Origin of the sequence: Paenibacillus ilasis, assembly GCF_043195395.1 — a bacterium.
Taxonomy (GTDB): Bacteria; Bacillota; Bacilli; order Paenibacillales; family Paenibacillaceae; genus Paenibacillus_AQ; species Paenibacillus_AQ lautus.
Genome location: NZ_JBHDJG010000001.1, coordinates 2,333,007 through 2,352,497 on the forward strand (window position 1 = coordinate 2,333,007; position 19,491 = coordinate 2,352,497).

The 19,491-nt window shown below is 52.8% G+C and carries 13 protein-coding genes; 12 read left to right on the plus strand and 1 reads right to left on the minus strand.

The genetic code is table 11. From position 1 onward, the window contains the following. The first annotated feature begins 185 nt into the window (after nucleotides 1-185). The 10 genes from ACETK5_RS10865 to ACETK5_RS10910 all read left to right on the plus strand — a co-directional run bounded on the left by ACETK5_RS10865 (nucleotide 186) and on the right by ACETK5_RS10910 (nucleotide 17,226). Nucleotides 186-3,218 (plus strand): Ig-like domain-containing protein, encoded by a 3,033-nt coding sequence (locus ACETK5_RS10865; protein ID WP_394055561.1) that lies wholly within the window; start codon nucleotides 186-188, stop codon nucleotides 3,216-3,218. Nucleotides 3,219-3,646: 428 nt separating this feature from the next. Further along, nucleotides 3,647-6,145: a heparinase II/III family protein gene (locus tag ACETK5_RS10870; RefSeq protein ID WP_394057390.1), complete on the plus strand. Its 2,499-nt coding sequence runs from the start codon at nucleotides 3,647-3,649 to the stop codon at nucleotides 6,143-6,145. Continuing rightward, nucleotides 6,133-7,095 carry an ABC transporter permease gene (locus tag ACETK5_RS10875; RefSeq protein WP_326113491.1) on the plus strand — a complete coding sequence of 321 codons (963 nt, stop codon included), beginning with the start codon at nucleotides 6,133-6,135 and terminating at the stop codon, nucleotides 7,093-7,095. Before ACETK5_RS10870 ends, ACETK5_RS10875 begins: the two co-directional genes overlap by 13 nt. A 33-nt stretch (nucleotides 7,096-7,128) precedes the next feature. Then, a complete protein-coding gene (locus tag ACETK5_RS10880; RefSeq protein ID WP_394055562.1) occupies nucleotides 7,129-8,004 on the plus strand; it encodes a carbohydrate ABC transporter permease in 876 nt (291 codons plus the stop codon). A gap of 88 nt (nucleotides 8,005-8,092) precedes the next feature. Continuing rightward, complete coding sequence (locus tag ACETK5_RS10885; RefSeq protein WP_394055564.1) at nucleotides 8,093-9,688, plus strand: extracellular solute-binding protein; 1,596 nt, start codon at nucleotides 8,093-8,095, stop codon at nucleotides 9,686-9,688. A 125-nt stretch (nucleotides 9,689-9,813) separates the two neighbouring features. Continuing rightward, nucleotides 9,814-11,517 (plus strand): polysaccharide deacetylase family protein, encoded by a 1,704-nt coding sequence (locus tag ACETK5_RS10890; protein ID WP_394055566.1) that lies wholly within the window; start codon nucleotides 9,814-9,816, stop codon nucleotides 11,515-11,517. A gap of 23 nt (nucleotides 11,518-11,540) precedes the next feature. Next, entirely contained in the window at nucleotides 11,541-12,779 is a 1,239-nt protein-coding gene (locus ACETK5_RS10895) for a DegT/DnrJ/EryC1/StrS family aminotransferase (RefSeq protein ID WP_394055568.1), read from the plus strand. Further along, complete coding sequence (locus tag ACETK5_RS10900) at nucleotides 12,760-14,667, plus strand: hypothetical protein (protein ID WP_394055570.1); 1,908 nt, start codon at nucleotides 12,760-12,762, stop codon at nucleotides 14,665-14,667. The genes ACETK5_RS10895 and ACETK5_RS10900 overlap by 20 nt, the downstream gene beginning before the upstream one ends. After that, nucleotides 14,654-15,682 (plus strand): alpha/beta hydrolase family protein, encoded by a 1,029-nt coding sequence (locus ACETK5_RS10905; RefSeq protein ID WP_394055571.1) that lies wholly within the window; start codon nucleotides 14,654-14,656, stop codon nucleotides 15,680-15,682. The genes ACETK5_RS10900 and ACETK5_RS10905 overlap by 14 nt, the downstream gene beginning before the upstream one ends. A 92-nt stretch (nucleotides 15,683-15,774) precedes the next feature. Then, a complete protein-coding gene (locus ACETK5_RS10910) occupies nucleotides 15,775-17,226 on the plus strand; it encodes an extracellular solute-binding protein (RefSeq protein ID WP_326120558.1) in 1,452 nt (483 codons plus the stop codon). A 141-nt stretch (nucleotides 17,227-17,367) separates the two neighbouring features. Here the strand turns inward: ACETK5_RS10910 and ACETK5_RS10915 are convergent, their stop codons facing one another. Beyond that, nucleotides 17,368-18,276, minus strand: a complete 909-nt coding sequence (locus ACETK5_RS10915; protein WP_326113498.1) for a helix-turn-helix transcriptional regulator — start codon at nucleotides 18,274-18,276, stop codon at nucleotides 17,368-17,370. Nucleotides 18,277-18,374: 98 nt separating this feature from the next. Between ACETK5_RS10915 and ACETK5_RS10920 the strand changes: the two genes are divergently transcribed. Both ACETK5_RS10920 and ACETK5_RS10925 read left to right on the plus strand, forming a co-directional pair. Continuing rightward, nucleotides 18,375-18,839, plus strand: a complete 465-nt coding sequence (locus ACETK5_RS10920) for a VOC family protein (RefSeq protein ID WP_009595424.1) — start codon at nucleotides 18,375-18,377, stop codon at nucleotides 18,837-18,839. 78 nt (nucleotides 18,840-18,917) lie between these two features. Beyond that, nucleotides 18,918-19,487, plus strand: a complete 570-nt coding sequence (locus tag ACETK5_RS10925; RefSeq protein WP_394055574.1) for a YdeI/OmpD-associated family protein — start codon at nucleotides 18,918-18,920, stop codon at nucleotides 19,485-19,487. The last annotated feature ends 4 nt before the right edge of the window (nucleotides 19,488-19,491 follow it).

The following is a 19,491-nucleotide window of genomic DNA, read 5'->3' on the forward strand; positions in this document are numbered from 1 at the left end:
AGAGAAACGAATAATCAGGCGTTGACGCTGCCTGTTATACATGGTAACTTATGATCAACAAATACATGTTAAATACATGTATTTTTAAAGGGGGAATACAATTACATACCAGGATAAAAGCAGAACAAAACGGTTTGTTTGAAAGCGTCTACAAATCTAATTAGTCAAAGGAGAGAGTTGATGAAATGAAGTCTCGATTATTATTCCGCTCCAAAGGTTGGACCTGGACCCTAGCATTTGCACTGATTTTTCCCCAGCTGCTTATGCCGGAGGTCGCCGATGCTGACGGCAGCGCCAAGCCCGCACATCCGTCCTATCGTCTGGACCTTACGCTGCCGGACACGGTTACGGTAGGAGACATGATCGATTACACAGTTACGCTTGCTACCTATGAACCTGCTCCTGCAACCTATGGCAATGTTTATTTTGAAGTGAATACGAGCGGGCCGGGCCGCGCGGATTACAGCTCTCCCGAGGTTCCCGGAGCCGGAGAGGTATCCTTCATTGACCGGTCGGAATTGCAAAAAGAGGGCTTCCGCCTGACTCCCCAATATGCTAACACCTCGAATTGGACCGCAGAGTTCGATCAGCCGGGAGAATATACGGTGACCTATAAAGTAGTCAGTCGGGATGGAACGGTGGTTGCTGCCGCGGTAAAGAAGGTGAATGTGACCCCGGGCCGATCGCCGTATCAGATCGAGATCACGGATCTGGATCAGGCCGGTGCGGGGGAATACCTGACGCTGCCTGTCACGATTTCCACGAAAGCTCACGAGAACGGAGGAAACAAATCCGCTTATCTACAGGTGTCCAAAACCCAGGGAGACGGTGATACTATGTTCACGGTTCAGGACGAAGAGGGACGACATCACTCGATACTGAACAGCGGGGATTACGGAAAGCCGGGTTTTGAGCTGCCGGCAGACGACTCTTCCACCAAGGACTGGCGGGTTAAATTTTCGAAAATCGGTAAGTACACCTTCAGCTATCGGCTGATCGACGGCGAAAGCGGCGACGTGCTGGCAGAAGACGAGGAATCCGTGGAAGTCGTTCCCGCCTATCAAAATCTGGGCATCCAGGTGTATAACAACTATGTCATGCGGGCAGTGTTCGGCAATGAAAACGGACGCGATGTCGCTTATATGGTTCAGGTCGGCGATCCGGCCCAGCTTGTCGTCGTCGATATTCAGACCGAGGAGACGTTAAAGGCGATCGATCTGCCGGGGGCAACCGGGGCTTGGGGGATGGCGGTAGCAACGGACGGCAGGGTTTATCTCGGTTCCTACGGCACCGCTTCACTCTACCGGTATGATCCGCCGACCGATACGATCGTCAATCTCGGTGACCCAGCCGAAGGCACGGCCAGTCAAACCACTCAATTCTTCGAGCTGACTCCGGGATTGGACGGCAAAGTTTACGGTGGTGTTTACCCGTCAGGCTCCGTGTTCGAATATGACCCGGTAAAAGGCTTTACGAATTTCGGCAACCCTATGCCGGGTCAGATTTATCCGCGGAGCGTGGCATACGACAAGGAGGAGAACGTCCTATATGTTGGAGGTGGCGGAACGAAAAATTATCTCATTCGCCATGATTTGAATACCGATCAGAAGACCAACATCATGCCGGCACAGTATAATCTGACGAGCACCTATGATCTGAACATCGTAGGCGACAAGCTGTTTCTGAAGATGGATCCCGGCTACAAAATGATCGTGCTGGACAAAGGAACCGGCTCAGTGATTAAAGATGATGAGCTGATTCACTCCAGAGGGGTGTCCGAACCGCACGATGGTAAGGTGTATTTTACTTACGGCGGCATTCTAAAAACCTATGATCTGTCGACCAACGAAGTGAAGGAAGTATACACAGGCAGTGAAAAGATCAACTTTGTCTCCAACGTAATCGGTTGGGGAACAGCCTTGATTGATGAGCCCGATTATCCCGGTCCGACGCTGATCGGCGTTGCCGGAAATGCTTCGGCAAAAGTGATCAAATACAATTTGGAGCTGGGAACGCTGAAGCAGGCCGTCATGCCGCTTCCTAAGCAGCCTATCGATCTGCATATTACCGGACAAGGACCTGACGGGAACATCTATGCCGGCGGATTTCTTCCCGGCGGCATGGGCATCTATGATCCGGACACAGGGCTCTCCACCAATAACTCGATCGGGCAGACCGAGGGGATGACCTCTATCGGAGACAAAATGTACTTCGGCACCTATCCGGGCGCCAATATTTTTGAATATGACACGACGAAGCCCTGGAGAAGCTCCGGTACTAACCGAACGGTGAGCAAGCTGTTTGATTTGAAAACGGATCATCTGCAGGATCGGCCGTTTGCCATGCTAGGAGCGGAAAACAAGCTGTTCATTGGCACGGTTCCGGACTACGGTAAGCTTGGCGGAGCCTTCAGCGTCTATGACCCGGCAACCCATGATTTGTCGGTTCATACGCAGATCGTGCCGAATCAGAGCATCGTGTCTTTGGCCTACAAGAACGGAAAGATTTATGCAGGCAGTTCAATCCGTGGAGGTCTCGGCAGCACGCCGACCGAAAGCGAAGCGAAGTTATTGGTGTGGGACATTGCGAAGGGAGTCAAGGAAAGGGAGCTGGTTCCTGTCCCCGGCAAAGGAGCTATCACTTCACTGATGGAAGGTCCGGACGGGAACATCTGGGGTTTTGCCATGGGCACGCTGTTTATTTATGACCCTTCGTCCGGAGAGGTGGTGTATCAGGATGAGAAGTTTCCGGAAGCGGGGGGACAGTGGAGAGATGCGAGCCTCGTTATCGGGAAAGACGGCCTCGTCTACGGAACAATGAGCGGCAAGTTGTTCTCCATCCATCCTGAGGACAAAAAAATGACGATCATGAGGAATCAGGCCGCCTGGTTATCACGGGATATCATGGGCAACCTGTACTTTGTGACAGGTAACGAGCTCTGGCGTCATGTGATCGAGGATAACAAAGCTGCGGTTACCGAGGTGCGTCTAAGCGTCAGCACCCTCGAGCTGTCCGTCGATCAAACGGCCGAAATAAAAGCGGAGGTTCAGCCATCTTTTGCAACGGTAAAGAATGTGTCCTGGACCTCCAGCAACAGCGCGGTTGCTTCCGTCAGCGATGCCGGAGTCGTCAAAGGACTGCAGCCGGGCACGGCGGTTATTAAGGTCACGACACTGGATGGCAGCAAGACGGCGGAATGTGTAGTCACGGTTAAATAGCAGGCCAAAAAGAGGCGGCACCAAATGGAATGTTTGGTGCTGCTTTACATTTGGGATTACCCTTATCGGACGCCGTAAGTAACGGATCCGAGATTAACAACAAGGATTTAAGTCGGAAATAAATAGGGTTACAGCCTAACGCTTTGGAACGGGCAAGTTTCCCTGTACAGGCCCTATGAAGGGGATTGGCTTTCTGTTGATCACGTTGCAGTTGGATGAATAAGACAAAATTTTGAATTGACAGATCGTTTAAAATACAAGTAATATACATGTATATTAACAAGAGAATTCAATTGAAGCGTGGCGACCAGGAGTTACGGAACAGCGGATGGCTTCGATTAGGGCTTTGTTGCAAAAACTTATGACAGCGTTTTCTTGATCGATTGAAAAGAAAGAAACTCATGTATTAAAGGAGGAGCTTACGATTGATGCTGCGGATGGAATTTATAAAGCCCTCGCTGCTGGAGACCGGGGAGAAACATCGGCTTAACTTCATGCTTGTGCACCCCTGCGGAAGAATGGAGCCGCAATCGGATATGGCCTTTAGCATGACTTGCAGCGACCCGGAGATCGTTGAGGTGAACGGCAGCGTGATCACCGGGCTAAAGCCGGGCGAGACCGAAATTGCCTTAGACCTTTTGAACGATAGATTCTCGGTGTTTAGATGGAAGGTTCTTGTACGGCCGGCAGGTTTATCGGCGAAAATGAAGCTGCAGGACCGTCCGAGGATGTTGTTTTCGAACGAGGAGCTCGCGGAATTTCGGGAACGGATTAAGCGGGATGATGGCAGTTCCGCGAAGGTAGTCGATGCAGCCAGGCTATGGGCCGGATACCTGGCAAAAGCTGATGCCTATGTGGAGGAAGATAGCTTCGAGGTGCTGTATCCGTCCATATCGGATCGGTGGAAGATAGCGCTGCCTCTAACGGAGCCGAAGCGGATGCCAGAACCGCAAGGCCATACCTTCTTCCCGTTCTGGACGATGTATGCCAGGACGATAGAGGATCGGCTGGTCGTCATGTCCACGGCCTTCCTGGTGACGGAAGAGAAAAAGTATGCGGTTCGAGTGAAGCAGCATCTGTTGTCCCTGACCGCCTTCGGCAAATGGTATGAGTTTGACGAGCGGGGCGCGGAAGGAAATCTGAGCAACGCCCATCTGCTGCTTGGCGCTTCGTGCGCCTATGATGCCATTCACAGCTTGCTGACGGAAGAAGAGCGGCGATCCATTCGCCAAGCCATTCTGGAAAAAGGGCTTCATCCGCTGGCCATCGATATCGGAAGCCGTGATATGCACAACATCGTGGCAGCCAAGCAGGTAGCGATGTTGTACGGCGCGGCGGCCATCATGGATGAGAGCCCGTTCGCCGCCAAATATTTACAGTCCGGATTCACTTATCTTCAAAGCTATCTGGACCGAAAAAGGGAATCCGGAGAAACAGAGGGGCTGCTGTACGACAATGTGGCTGCGCGCCATGCCTGGATGGCGGCGGATCTTTATCGGAGAATCAGCGGCGATGACAGCCTGATTCAGCATCCGTATTTACGGGAAGAGCTTCCTGAACGTTTTTTCCGGCTGCTGGCGCCGGGGGAAGAAAGCTCATTCCCGAATCTGTCGGATTCGTTTTACAAGCTGGATATCGCCTATCTCATGGCCATGACAGCTACCCATTACGACCATCCGGCAGCGTTGTGGTACCTGCATAAGCATGCTGCAACGCATCACGCATCGCTTCTATATTTACGGAAAGATACCTCACCAACAAGCCCATCGGAACTGTACGGCAAGAGCGCTTCCGCGGTGTTCCGGAGCATTGGCTGGGCCGCCCTGCGGTCGGGATGGGGCGATGAGGATCATCTGCTGTGCTTTACCTCAAGCTGCTCGGCGAAGGACCATAATCACAAGGACCAGAACAATCTGGTGATCAATGTCGGCGGAGAGTGGCTGTTGACCAATCCCGGCTACCAGGATTATGTACCTGGTCCGAAGGCGGATTACACGACCGGCACGGTCGGCCACAATTCGCTGCTCGTCAATGGTCAGGGGCAGATCCACCTGGGAGGCGGGGGTCTCCAAGAGGAATTGTTACTCCCGTCATTTGAGGCGGTTGTCGGGGACGCTGCGGAAAGCTATGGCGGGCTGCTGAAATCCTTCCGACGATCTGTCCTACATATCGATTCGTCATATTACTTCGTCGTGGATGAGGTGGAGCTTCATCAGGATTCGGATGAGGTCGAGCTGCTGTTTCATACGACCTCGGCGGTTCAGGATGGGGAAGAGCTCAAGGCTCCGGGCGAGAATCTGGGAAGTGAATCCGTTGTATTCCAGGGTGAAAAGGCCGCTCTGCAGCTTATGAGTCCTTTTCCCAAGGAGAAGGTGCTCGCCCTCCGCGAGTACCCCGGAGCTGAAACCTACGGTCCTTATGTAGCCGTGGGTGGCACGAGGGGGAAAAGACGGCGGTTCGTCACGTTGATCAATCCGCGGGTCCATTACGGCGAGAGGTTGGCCATCCGTCAGGAGGAGCAGGATACCGGAAGCCTGGCTGCCGGGTTAACGGTGGAAAGGCCCGGCGGGGCGGAGGATATCTGGCTGTTCTGCGCTGACGCTGTGGAAGCCTGCTACCGGGGGGTTACTTTCCAGGGAGAAGCCGCCCGCATATCGGGTAACGGCCTGCTTAATTTGTGGAAGGCTGAACGTTTGTCCGGCGGGGACATCGATTTTGAGGCGGAGCTGCCTCTGAGCGTATACAGCGATGCCCGCCGTTCATCCTGCATTGTTCATAACCCCCACCCTGTGGAGGTCTCCTTCAAGCTGAAGCAGGTAACTGCTGGCGTGGAAGTCGAACAAACCGCACCACCTGGCTATTATGTTCTTATGAATATCGGCAGAGGTGATCAGGCGGAAGGGAGAGAAGCTGTGTGGAAACCGTGATTTCGGAGGTCAATCCATCCGCTGCCGCCAAAAAGAGCGCATGGAAGCAAATCCGGACCCGAATGTGGAGGGACCGTTATCTGTACCTGCTGCTGCTGCCGGGCCTGCTTTACTTTATCGTGTACCGGTATCTGCCCATGCTGGGCATATCGCTTGCCTTTAAAGAATACAGCCCGTTCCGGGGGTTCGCGGAGAGTCCTTGGGTCGGATTCGCGAACTTTGCCCGGATTTTCGAAAGCCCGGAGGTTATCCAGGTTATCTGGAATACGCTGACCATTTCCTTTCTGCAAATCGCGTTCGCATTTCCGGCGCCGATCATTCTGGCCATCATGCTGAACGAGGTGGCAAATCCGCTCTTGAAAAGAGGGCTGCAGTCCATCGTTTACATGCCGCATTTTCTATCTTGGGTCGTGGTTGTCGGCATCGTGACGATCTTTTTCCGCAACGAGGGCTTGATCAACGACGTGCTGCGAGAATTGTTTGGCTTGCAGCAGACGATCCCTTTTCTCACCGAGCCCGATTATTTCCGAGCTTTTCTGGTTTTGGAGGTCATCTGGAAGGAAGCCGGCTGGGGAACGATTATTTTCCTGGCGGCGCTGGCAGGCGTTAATCCGGCTCTTTACGAGGCAGCCGTCATGGACGGTGCAGGGCGCTTCCGCCAAATCTGGCATATTACGCTGCCCGCCATCCGAAGTACGATCATTATCATGCTGATCATACGTCTGGGCGACGTGCTGGAGGTCGGCTTCGAGCAGGTGTTCCTTCAGCTGAACGCCTTTAACATGCACATCGGCAATACGCTCGACACCTTTGTGTATTACAAGGGGATCCAGCAGTCGGACTACAGCTTCTCCACCGCGGTCGGCGTTTTCAAGGGTCTGGTCGGTCTTGTGCTGGTTATGGCCGCCAACAAGCTGTCCAAGCGGTTCGGCGAGCAGGGCGTATATTAGGGGCTTCGATTCTTTCTGGGAGGAGGTCGACGTATGAAGCAAAAATCCATTGCGGACCGCTTGTTCAGTGGCGTGAATATCAGCCTGCTGCTTGTCATATCCGCAGTCATGCTTTTTCCGTTTGTATATTTGTTCTCGGTTTCATTTTCCTCGTTCGAGGATTTTCTGGGCAGCAAACTGCTGCTCTGGCCGTCCAAATGGACGACCGACGCCTATGAATATATCTGGGCATCCAGGACGTTTCGGCAGGCGCTGCTGAACACGTCGGTGGTTACCGTGCTCGGCACCATCGTCAATCTGTTTTTTACGGCGACGATGGCATACGCCTTGTCCAGGCCGATCGTCGGCCAGCGCACCGTCATGTTTATGATCGTCTTTGCGCTCTTGTTCTCGGCCGGCATGATTCCGACCTATCTGGTCGTCCAGGAAACTGGGCTGCTTGATTCCATCTGGTCGCTTATTTTGCCGGTGGCGATCGCGCCCTTCAACCTGATTGTCATCCGTCAATTTTTCATGAACATACCAAGCGATATGATCGAGGCGGGCATCGTGGACGGCGCGAATGACCTGCAGATTTTCGGACGCATCATCCTGCCGCTCTCGAAGCCTGCGCTGGCGGCATTCAGCCTGTTTTATGCGGTCACGCACTGGAACAACTATTTTGCGCCGATTCTGTACATCAATGATCCGGCCAAATGGACGATCCAGGTCGTGCTGAGACAGATTGTGGTGGTGGGGGAAACGACAGGCACGCTCGGGGGAGATAACCTGTTCCTCGAAAATCCGCCGCCTCCCGAAACGATTCAGATGGCCGCCATTCTGATGGCGACCCTGCCGATCCTGATCATGTATCCGTTCCTGCAAAAGCACTTTGCCAAGGGCGTTATGCTGGGCGCCGTCAAGGGTTGATGACTTCGAACGGCCGGATCATGGAGCTGTCCGAATGAATCATAAATGGAGGTCACACTCCAACATTGATAAGAATGGGGGAAAGCTCATGTTAAAGAAACGCAGACTTACCGCAGTCATGGCGGCCTTGCTCTCCATCAGCATGGCTGCATGCGGCGGCCAGCCGAAAGCGGAGGAGCAGCCGAAAGCGCCGGCTTCGGGAGGGAAGAAACCGGTAGAGGCTAACGAAAAGTTTACGATTACGGCAATCGATTTCCGTTACGGAGATCCGCCGCCGACCTCGAGTCCAGGCATTGACATGATCAACGAAAAATTCAATGTAGACTACAAGCCTGTCTTTGTACCGAATACCGCATTTGATGAGAAGATCAACGCCGTATTTGCATCGGGTCAGATTCCGGATATGATCGGCTTAATGTCGACCGACCTGAAAAATCGCTACAATAAGTTTGCGAAGCAGGGGGCGTTTTTGGATCTCGAGCCGTACATCAACGATTATCCGACCTTGAAGGCTGTGCCTGATTACATATGGGACTCCATGCGGGTAAACGGCAAAATCCATGCGATTCCGCAATATGCCCCGAAGTATCAGGTCGTCACCGTGCTCCGCAAGGACTGGCTTGATAAGCTTGGCTTGAAACTACCGACAAATTACGAGGAGCTGAAAGAGGTAGCGCTGGCGTTTACGAACGGAGATCCGGACGGCAACAACAAAAAGGACACATACGGGATCGCCATCGGCCAGGACATTAACCCGAACTTTAACCAGGGACCGTATTGGGACCCGGATGCCTGGTACCATCAGGATGCTCAGGGCAACTACATCCCAGGCATCATTGGCGAAGGCCGCCGGGAGTTCATCACCATGCTGACCGAGCTTTATAAGCAGGGAGCGATGTCGAAAGACTACGCGGTACTGAACTGGGGAGACACGAACAAGGAGTTTTACTCCGGCAAGGCAGGCATCTTCATCGGAACGCCTCGTGGAATGTCGCAGGATTATATGAACGGTCTGCTGGCGATCCATCCCGAAGCCGAGTTTATGCATCTGGATCCATTTATAGACCAATATGGGAACCAGGGACTTATGGCCGGAGCAGGTTATAACGGTCTTACCGTGCTTAGCGCCAAACTTCAAGATGAACCGGAAAAGCTGAAGAAAGTACTGGAGATGATCGATTTCGGACGCAAATTCTACCCGCAGGATCAGAAAAATGAAAAGAATGCCGATTTTGACTGGTATTCAGGCAAAGTCGGTTCAGGTTACGTTATGAAAGACGGCCTACCTGTCTTCAACGAGAACTTCGGCAGAGACGGTCTTGGCCCATCAACGTATTATGTTGATAATTCCTCGTGGGTACCGCAGGACTCGGACAATGTATATTCCATTACGTATCAGACCAAGCAGCTTGTGGATCTTGTAGCCGCCATCGAGACGATGTACAAGGATATGAAGCTTTATATCAACCCGATCAATGGACTGGAGTCGCCGACCGACAACTCGAAAGGCGCCGAGCTGAGAAAGTATGTCATGGATGAGCAGGTAAAAATGATTGCAGGCACCCGTCCGGTTTCCGATTGGGATAAACTGGTTCAGGAGTATCTGGACAAAGGCGGTGCCCAAATCATCCAGGAATACAACGCGAATATCAAAGAGAAGGATCCGAAGGCCCTGTTTAAGTGAGACCTTTGAAATGACGCCTTATAGATGATCTGTAGGACAGCGGGGCAATTCTTTTTGCCCCTGTTCTGCATTGGGATACCTAGCGCCTATGGAAATGCGAGCTGTGGAGGAGGGAGACATGAATCATGAGAAAGACAGCGAAAATCGGTCTGTGGTTTAACAGGCAGTCGGCGGAATACTTCTGGGGACACGGTCAGGACCTGTTTCAGCTTTATGTGGAGGAGGTGCTTGGTCATGCAGGCATTCCTTATGCAAGGTTTGACGATGCCGAATCCCTTGAGTCTTATGAACCCGATATCATCGTCGTACTGCACCCGGGAGAGAAGGAAGAGGATCTGAACCGACTGGAGCAGTGGGCCCGCCGAGGAGCGACACTCATCAGTTACGGCGAATTGAACCGTATGGCCGGCCGGCTGGGCTGTAGCCGCTTTGCCATCCGGGAAGCGGTGTATGGGGACCTGTCAGGATTAAGCTATGCGCAAGGCATACCGGTTCTAAGGGCGGTATGCAGCGATCCGTGGACGGTGTCAGAGAAATCCGTCATCCCGGTTCAAGCGGATGGCGTTCTGCGCCGGCTCCGTAAAGCTGGTGCCGAGTCAGCCGCAGCCGTTCTGGAGTTTCCGCTAGGTGCCGGCCGGCTGATCCGCTGGAATGTGGACATCCCCTCGAATATCGTTATGCTGCAGCAGGGCAGCGGCCCGGTCGTCCAGGACGGCATCCCTGCACCGGACGGTACGGGAGCGGTGGACGAAGGCATTCTGAAGGCCGATGACCGGTGTGAGCTGGATTGGAATGAGGACCGCTCGGTGACGGAGACCGGGATGCCATACTTTGATACGCCGTATGCAGACTGGTGGCGCGAGGTGATGGTCCGCCAGCTGATGGAGGAAGCGGATGCGCAGGGAATGACACTTCCGTTTCTGGACTATTGGCCGGAAGGCGTCAATCAGGTGGCCATGATCTCGCACGATAGCGACTTCAACATGGAGGAGGCGGCCCGAACGACCCTGAGCGTGCTTCAGGATAACGGCGTCCGCTCGACCTGGTGCATGATCGAACCGGGCTACTCCCCGTCGCTCTACAAAGAAATTCAGGCTGCCGGACATGAGCTGGCATTTCACTATAATGCTTTGGAGCAGGAGAAGGGGATATGGAGCGCCGAGGAATTTTCCCGTCAACTGAACGTAATCCGGAGCACCAGCGGCGCGCCGGTCATTTCGAACAAGAACCACTACACCCGCTTTGAGGGCTGGGGAGACCTCTATGAATGGTGCGAACAGAACGGCATCGAAGCGGATCAAACTAGAGGGCCGAGCAAAAAAGGAAATGTCGGCTTTCCGTTCGGTACCAGCCATCCGTATTACCCGATCGCTCGTTCGAATGATCGCAACCGGCTATACCGGGTGCTGCAGATCGGCTTTCTGACCCAGGACCTGGAGCATCCCACGCTTTCGGATGCGTCGGTGATTGCCCCGTTTCTCGAAAAGGTGGCGGAAGTCCGCGGCGTCGCCCATTTTCTGTTTCACCAGCAGCACATCCATCATCTAGGGAACGTCCGGCATGCGTTTTCGCTAGCGGTCGAAACCGCGAAGGGGCTCGGTTATGCGTTCTGGACGAGCGAGGAGATCACCCGCTGGGAGCAGGCCAGACGAGCTGCGGTGCTCCGGGTAGGCGCAGACGGTACCCTCATCACCGAGAATCTTCCGCAGGGAGCGGTAGTGCGCCAGCCGTCGGATGCAAAGGTGGAGCGGTCAGCTTCGCAGGCGGTCATGCGCTTTGGGCGGCCGTGTGCAGAAGCGGCGAGCATTATGAAAACAGCAGCCGAATAACGACAATGAGGAGGAATCAGACAGTGGCACCGTTAGCGATTCATGGGGGGACGCCGGTCAAGACCGGTCCTTTTGGCACAGGCAAAAGATTCGGGGAAGAGGAGGCCGCGCAGCTGCTTGAAGCGCTGGAGCAGAACACGCTCTTTTATCATTTCGGCACGAAGGTTAAACAGTTTTTGGCCGATTTCAATGCGATGTACGGCCGGGAATACAGTGTAGCGACATCCTCCGGCACCGCGGCGATTCATGTCGCGCTGGGTGCGGCTGGCGTCTCCGTAGGGGATGAGGTCATTACAAGCCCGATTACGGACCAGGGAACGCTGATCGGCATTCTGTACCAGAATGCGATTCCCGTGTTTGCCGATCTGGAGCCGTACACTTACAATCTGGATCCGGCCTCGGTCGAAGCCTGCGTTACGCCAAGAACGAAAGCGATCCTTGTCGTCCATCTGGCGGGATATCCGTGCGATATGGACCCGATCATGGAGGTCGCGAGAAAGCACGGCATCAAGGTTATTGAGGATTGCGCACAGGCCTATCTGACCAGGTACAAGGGCAGGCTGGCCGGCACCATCGGCGATTATGGCTGTTTCAGCACGAACGATTTCAAGCATATCTCCACCGGGGACGGGGGCATGGTGCTGATCAATTCGGGAAAGCGCGAGGATTACGAAACCGCTCACGCCTTTGCGGACAAAAACTACCGCCGTCTCGGAACCACGGTTGACCGGGGAACCAGCTATATTGCACCGAATTACCGGATGACCGAGCTGCAGGGAGCCGTCGGAATCGCCCAGCTCAAGAAACTGCCCTGGATTTGCGGGCGGCGTCAGCAATACGGCGACCGGCTCAATAAAGGATTGCAGGGAATCCAGGGCGTCATTCCGCCGCAGGTCGACCCGGAGCATGACTGTACATACTGGTTCTATATGCTGCGCCTCGACTTGGATAAGCTGACCTGCAGCCGCGAAGAATTTTGCAGGGCGCTGGAGGCAGAGGGGATCCCCAACCGTGCCGGCTATATCCCGCAGGTATGCTATTTGCAGCCGCTGTTCCAGAACCGGCAGGCTTATCCGGGGAGCCATTTTCCGTTTGATGACAGCAGCGTCTCTTATGAGTCTGGCCGATGTCCTGTCGCGGAGGCGATCTTAGATACGGCGGTGCAGATTCCGATGAACGAATTCTACTCGCCCGAGGATATTGAGCATATCATCCAGGCTGTTGCCAAGGTGGGCGCTTATTATGCGAAAAGCCATGAATGATACGGAAGAAGTGAACGACAGCAAGGCAACGGGGACGATGGGGGCTTTCGAGCGGATCGGCGTACCCGTTGATGTCGACGAGAGCAGATCCGCGGCGGTGTGCCGGAGAGCCGACGGGACCGAGCGCATCGTAATCGCAGCCCGGGGATATGTGCTGATCACGGATCCGGGAACAGGTAACAGCATCCAGCTTTATTTTCCGGAGGGCGAGGGCAAGTATCCGTTTGCGTCGATCAGTGATTCCCAGGGACGGTTCTATACGGGAGCCGGGTGCTATTTTTACGTCGTAGATCCGTTCAAACCGGCATTTGTCGGTCAGTACCGGGTACCTGAAGGGGAAGAGGGAGCCGGCTTTGCATTTGCCGTGAATGGAGATGGTCGGGTCTACGCTACAACTTACCCGGGAAGTTATCTGATTGAGCTTGATGCTTCGTCGAACTCCTCGCGTACCTTATGCAGGCTCGATGCCGAGAGGAAGTATGCCATGACGCTTGCCTGCGGGAGCGGCGGAAAGGTCTATGCAGGACTGGGCACGTCGTCGCCGGCCATCACCTGTTTTCATGAGGAGACCGGAGAGCTTGAGATAATACTGGAGGGAGCGCCGGGTACGACAGGCAGCGCTGCCGTTCACCAAGGCTGTGACGGCGCCGTTTACGGCTGGCTGCCATCCGGGGAGAACGGAGACGGCGTATGGCACCGGCTGAGCGAGCAGGGGGCAGAGCAGGTGTCGGCGGAGGAGGTCAACCCGTCCCTGTATAAGGGGACAGGTTACAACAAGCTGCACCTGGACCTTGACGCCGGTCGAGTGCTGCTGAAATGGCAGCTGTCCGACAGGCAGATCGAAATCATGGAAGCGGACGAAAGCCTGAGCCGGCTACCGCTTACCTACAAGGGTGGCGGAACACCGCTCTCCCCGCTGTTCGGCGGTCCGGACGGCATTCTATACGGCACTTCCAATCACCCGCTTCATCTGTTCACGTACGATACCGCAGCTGGACATCTGACCGATTGGGGCGGCGATATCGTGGAGCGGGGAGGTGGCGGCAATATTGCCGCTTATGCGGCTCAAGGCAACATCATCGCGGGTGCGGCTTATGCCGGCGGCATGGTCCATTTGCTGGACACGGCGAAAGAATGGTGTACGGATCCAGGACCCCATCGGAATCCCCGCCTGATCTATGAAAATGCTGCTGTCCACAGGCCGAGATGCGCAGCCGCGCATCCGGACGGCCGCCATGTGTTGTACGGCGGCTTTCCCGGTTATGGTGCGGCAGGCGGCGGGCTCGGCATCGTGGATGTGCTGGCCGGGCAGGTGGAGATGCTGGAGAACCGGGATATTATCAGCGGGCAGAGTACGATTTCAATTGCAGTGCTCCCGGATGGCAGGGTATTCGGCGGCACCAGCATCGAGACGCCCGGCGGCGGGATCAGCACGGCGGAGGGAGCGGTGATGTATGAGCTGAATTGGCCTGCCCGACAAGTGATTCGGCGCTGGGTGCCGGTTCCGGGTGCCAGGGAAATCGCTCAGCTGATTTCCGGGCCAAACGGGCTTCTCTATGGCTTGACCTCGGAATCGGTGTTCTTTGTTTATGATGCGGGACTGCAAAAGGTCATTCATTGCCGCGATCTTTCTTCCTGGGGCGGTATCGTCCGGCAGGGACTGCTCATGATAGAGCGAAAGGGGCATCCATTCCTTCTGGGTCTGCTGAGCCGGGCTATGTTCACCGTAAATACGGCGAGCATGCAGCCGGAACTGCTGGAAGTGCTTCCGGTCGAAGCGACCAGCGGAATCGCCTGCATTAACGGAGACGTGTATTTCGGTTCCGGTGCTGAGGTGTGGCGGTATCGGATGGACGAGGAGGGTGATTACTTTTATGATTCGGTTTAATGGGGAATTTGTGCCGCTGTTAGAGGGAATCCATACTCTTGAGGCCTGGAGGGAGAAGGAGTCCAGGCTGAGAGCACGATGGCTGCAGCTGCTGGGGGAGCCCCCGGAGCCGGTTGATTATAGGCCGAGAGCCGTCGCAGACAGCGGGGGCTTCCGGGTGCTTTCTGTGCATGAGGAAGAAGATCACATAAGACAGGCGATCATGTACGAATCACCGGACGGGGATTCGATCCCTGCTTATCTGTTGCTCCCTTCGGGAAAGCCTGCTGAAGGAGGATATCCCGCTGTACTTGCCCTTCACCCGACAACCGAGAATGGAAAAGACGATGTAAGTCTGGCTTCCGGAAGGGCGAACCGGCGATACGGACTAGAGCTGGTACAGCGCGGTTTTGCCGTGCTGGCTCCGGACTCCATCACGTTCGGCGCCCGAATCTATCCAGGAGAAGCGCCGTTTCAAACGGCTCCGTTCTATCAACGGCACCCTGCGTGGACCGCAGTCGGCAAAATGCTCTCCGATCACATGGTAGGGGTCGACGTGCTGACCTCGCTGCCCCAGGTAAATCCACGCCGGATCGGCGTTATTGGCCACTCGCTGGGCGGCTATAACGGCTGGTTTCTAGCCGGAATGGATAAACGCATCAAGGCCGTCGTCTCGAGCTGCGGATTTACGATGTTTCGCGGCGATCCGGAGCCGAACCGCTGGGGCCTTCGGGAATGGTTTTCCCATATCCCTTCCATTACGGACAGTATGAACAACGGCTCTCTTCCGTTTGAGTGGCATGAAATCGCGGCGCTTGCGGCTCCGGTGCCGATGTTGATGTGGTGCGGAACGCGAGACCGGATTTTTCCGAACTGGAGGGAGATTGCCTCGGGACTGGGGGAGCTGGATGGTTTGTATGATTTTCTTGGAGCTTCATCTGCTTTCGAGAGCTGGATCGGTCATGAAGGGCACGATTTTCCGCCGGATATCCGGCAGCGAGCCTACGCTTTTCTTGAAAAACAGCTTGCGGAGTAAAATATAACCGCGTTCTTTATCCGGAGTGCATGGAATCCTGATGTCCCTCATGATATACTGAATGTTATAGACATGTATAGGAGCGGTATATATTGTTGCGTAGAAGAAATGAATTTCATGAGCGTTATGAACGCTTTATTCAGGAATTAAGGAATGAAATCGTTGCCGGTGTTCTTCAGCCGGGTGAATTTATTTTGCCGGAAAATACGCTTAGCCAGAAATATGAAATGAGCCGGGTATCAATCCGGAAGGCGCTGGATGAGCTGGTGAACGAAGGATTGATCGAGAAAATCGCGGGCAAGGGCAACCGGGTGAAGGTGCCGGATGAGGACAGAACGCCTGTCGTGCTGAGACTCGCCTGGTTCTCTTCCTCCTATGAGATTCCGATTATCGAAAAAATGATCGAGGCGTTCGAGCGGAAGCATCCGTTCGTTCAGGTGGAGATGGTGCTGTACTCCGAGGATTTCTACACCGAAACCATCATCCGTTCCATGGAGGAGGGTCAAGGGCCAGATCTGTTTATCATGTCGGATCAGCATTTCCGGGAATGGGCCGAAAGCGGGCGCACGAATCTGCTGACAGGATATGTTCCTCCCCGTCTCATGGAGGAAGGAGTAAGCTATCCGCAGGTCTTCGAGCTGTTCAATCATGAAGGCGGCATGCTCGCGGCGCCGTTTGTGTTCTCTCCGGTAGTCATCTGCTATAACCGTTCGATCTTCCGTCAGCACGGACTGACTCACCCTGTCAGTCTTGGCGACTGGCAGGAGCTGCTGGAGGCGGCCAAAGCCTGCACATCGGCCCCGAACGAAGACGGAATGACCGATCATTACGGCTTCTGCTTCTCTTCGTCCCCCAACCGCTGGCCGGTCTTTCTGCTTCAAAATGAAGGCAGCATCATGGCTGCAGACCGCAGCCGGAGCACGATGGCGGACGAGCGGAACATCGAAGCGCTGGAGTATTGCGTATCGCTGATGTACAAGGAGCATGTGTCGCCGATCTTTTCCCATGGCAGCAGCCATTTAGCCGAAAGCCTGTTTATGAAGGAACGGGTCGCGATGATCATGTCCACTTATTATTTCATGAATGAATTCCGCGACCATTCCATCGACTGGGATGTGATGACCTTGCCGAAAGGGGCTAAACCCGCCACTATACTGTTAGGTGGGGGTCTGTCGATCAACGCTGCGAGCAGTCATCGGAATATCGCCGAAAAACTCGTGGATTTTATGACAGGCGAGGAAGCTCAGAAACTGCTTAAACAGTACGGATGCACCATTCCGGTTTTGCGGTCCGTGGCCGAGGATGACAGCCTGCTGAATCCGGACATTCATCCGCAGCACTATAACCGTTATCTCGAGGTGCTGCCGCATGCTTATCCGCTGCATATCCTCAACATGAACCAATCAGAAATATTGACGCTGCTGGATGAACTGAATCTGTTGTGGGCTGGCATGGAGACCCCGGCGGATACCTGCACCCGGATCGAGCAGCTCTTCAACTCCCAGCTGGGCTTGAAGGGCGCCGGTACCGGAATGGAGAAGTGATGAATCGGTAAGAAAAGCACCTTCAGGAGAACGTTGCTATGTCGTAAGATATGGAGGCGGTCTTGAAGGTGTTTTTGTGTTGGGAGAAAGAGTCAGCTATCTGTTAGAAGACGCTAACATGTTAATGTAAAAAGGGACCTTTTAAGAATATTTCTCGACCATTTTAAGCAAATAATTGCGAAAATCCTCCACGTATGATTTAGGTTCAACGATTTCTAAATTTGTACCGAAACTTGCTAAAAATTGAAATCCAAAAGGGTCTTGAGGAATATGGATGGTAGCCAGGAAATATTCAGAACTATAGCTTTCAATACTCTTTCGACCGTACCTTTCAATAAACTGATCTTTTATGCCGGGCGCAATTAACGCTTTAATGGTGACGAGTTGCGGCTGGTAACTGGCTGCTCCTTGTTCTAATGCATAATCTCTCGGGTTAAAGGTTTCTTCATTCATTTTTAGATTATCGATCCTGGATAATTTAAATGTTCTATAGCTCTGACGATGTAAACAGAATCCCTTCAAGTACCAACTCGTTTCGCTATAATGAAGCTGATACGGCTCGACGATACGATTCGTTATCATGCCATTTTTATCAATATAATCAAATGAAATTAACTTTTTCCCTATGATCGATTCTTGGCATGTCTTTAAGGTTTGAAGAATTTCGGACCGACCCTCCCAATCATAAAATGATAGACGGACTGAACCTTTCAGTGACATGGGGTGAACCATGGCCTCCATTTTTTTAATCGTGATTTCAACTTCCTCGCTAATTAGAATTTGTTCCAATCCGCCGAGGGCAGTCAGTATATTTTCTAAGTCGGAGCTGTTTAAAAGTCGCTTATCCACCTTGTATTCATCCATAATACCGTATCCGCCATGAATTCCATGAACAGAATAGATGGGAATGTTGGATAAGCTCAGTGTTTCCATATCGCGAAGAATCGTTCTCTTGGAAACGTTGAATAATTGTGCGAATTCTTTTGTTGAAACGATATCTTTTTTCAGCAATATCATGATAATGGATATTAATCTCTCAACCTTCTCCATAACGGCCCCTCTTTTGGTACAAATTTTTAAATGGTGACATGCGTCTGTCACCACTAATAAATTATACTTCATCTATCAAAAGAAGGAGGTACAACTTTATGTCAGCCATTGCCTATTTGAACTTTGATGGAATCGCCGAAGAAGCGATTGAATTTTATTCGGAGGCTCTACATGCGAACGAGGTAAAAAAAGTGAAATTTAAGGATTTTCCGCAGGATCCAAACTATCCATTGCCAGAACATGAATTAAATATGATCATGGAGTCTTCGGTAGAATTTGCAGGCGGGAAAATCATGATGTCGGATATTTTGCCTTCCATGAAGGCGGTAACGGGTGAGTTGATGAGAGGAAATAACGTACTTATTAGTGTAGTCATGGATGATAAACAAACATTGGAAGACTACTTTTACCGATTGTCTGTTGGCGGTCATGTTGTGATGCCGTTATCCAATACCCCTTGGTCTTCGTGCTTTGGAATGCTGGTTGATCAGTTCGGAGTTGCCTGGAAATTTAATCGTGACGCAGATCGGTTTCTGGATAAAGTCATTTCAAACAAACAGTAACGCATTCAAAACATGGCCTTCCAATGAAAGGCCATGTTTTGATATTCTCTTTAGAAAGGAGGAGGATGGGTTTTAGCTATGATAATCGAGCATGTCATTCCAGCAAAAACAAGAGAGGATTTAAGGCTTTGGCTGCAGAACCATGGCACGACCGAGAAGTCTTGCTGGGTCTTGGTTAGTATGACGCCAACCCCTGATATGTTGTTATATTTGGACGTCGTTGAGGAGGCCTTATGCTTTGGATGGATTGATGGCATTAAAAAGAAAATGTACGAAACCGAGTTGGCCCAGAGACTGTCTCCTAGAAGTAAAAAAAGCTCATGGACCGAATTGAATAAAGAACGTGCTCGCCGCCTCGAAAAGTTGGGGTTCATGAGTGACGAAGGCAGGAGGGTTCTTCCTGACATGGATCCTGCTTCTTTCAGAATCGATGAGGTCATAGAACAAAGGCTAAAAGAGGAAAAGCAAGTATATGAGAATTTCATGGCATTTCCGGATCTTTATAAAAGAGTTCGGATCGACACGATACAAAGCTATAAGAATCAACCGGAATTATTTAAGAGCAGATTAGACAAATTCATAACCAACACGAGAGAAAACAAAATGTACGGTCAATGGAACGATCATGGCCGTCTACTTGAATATTAATACT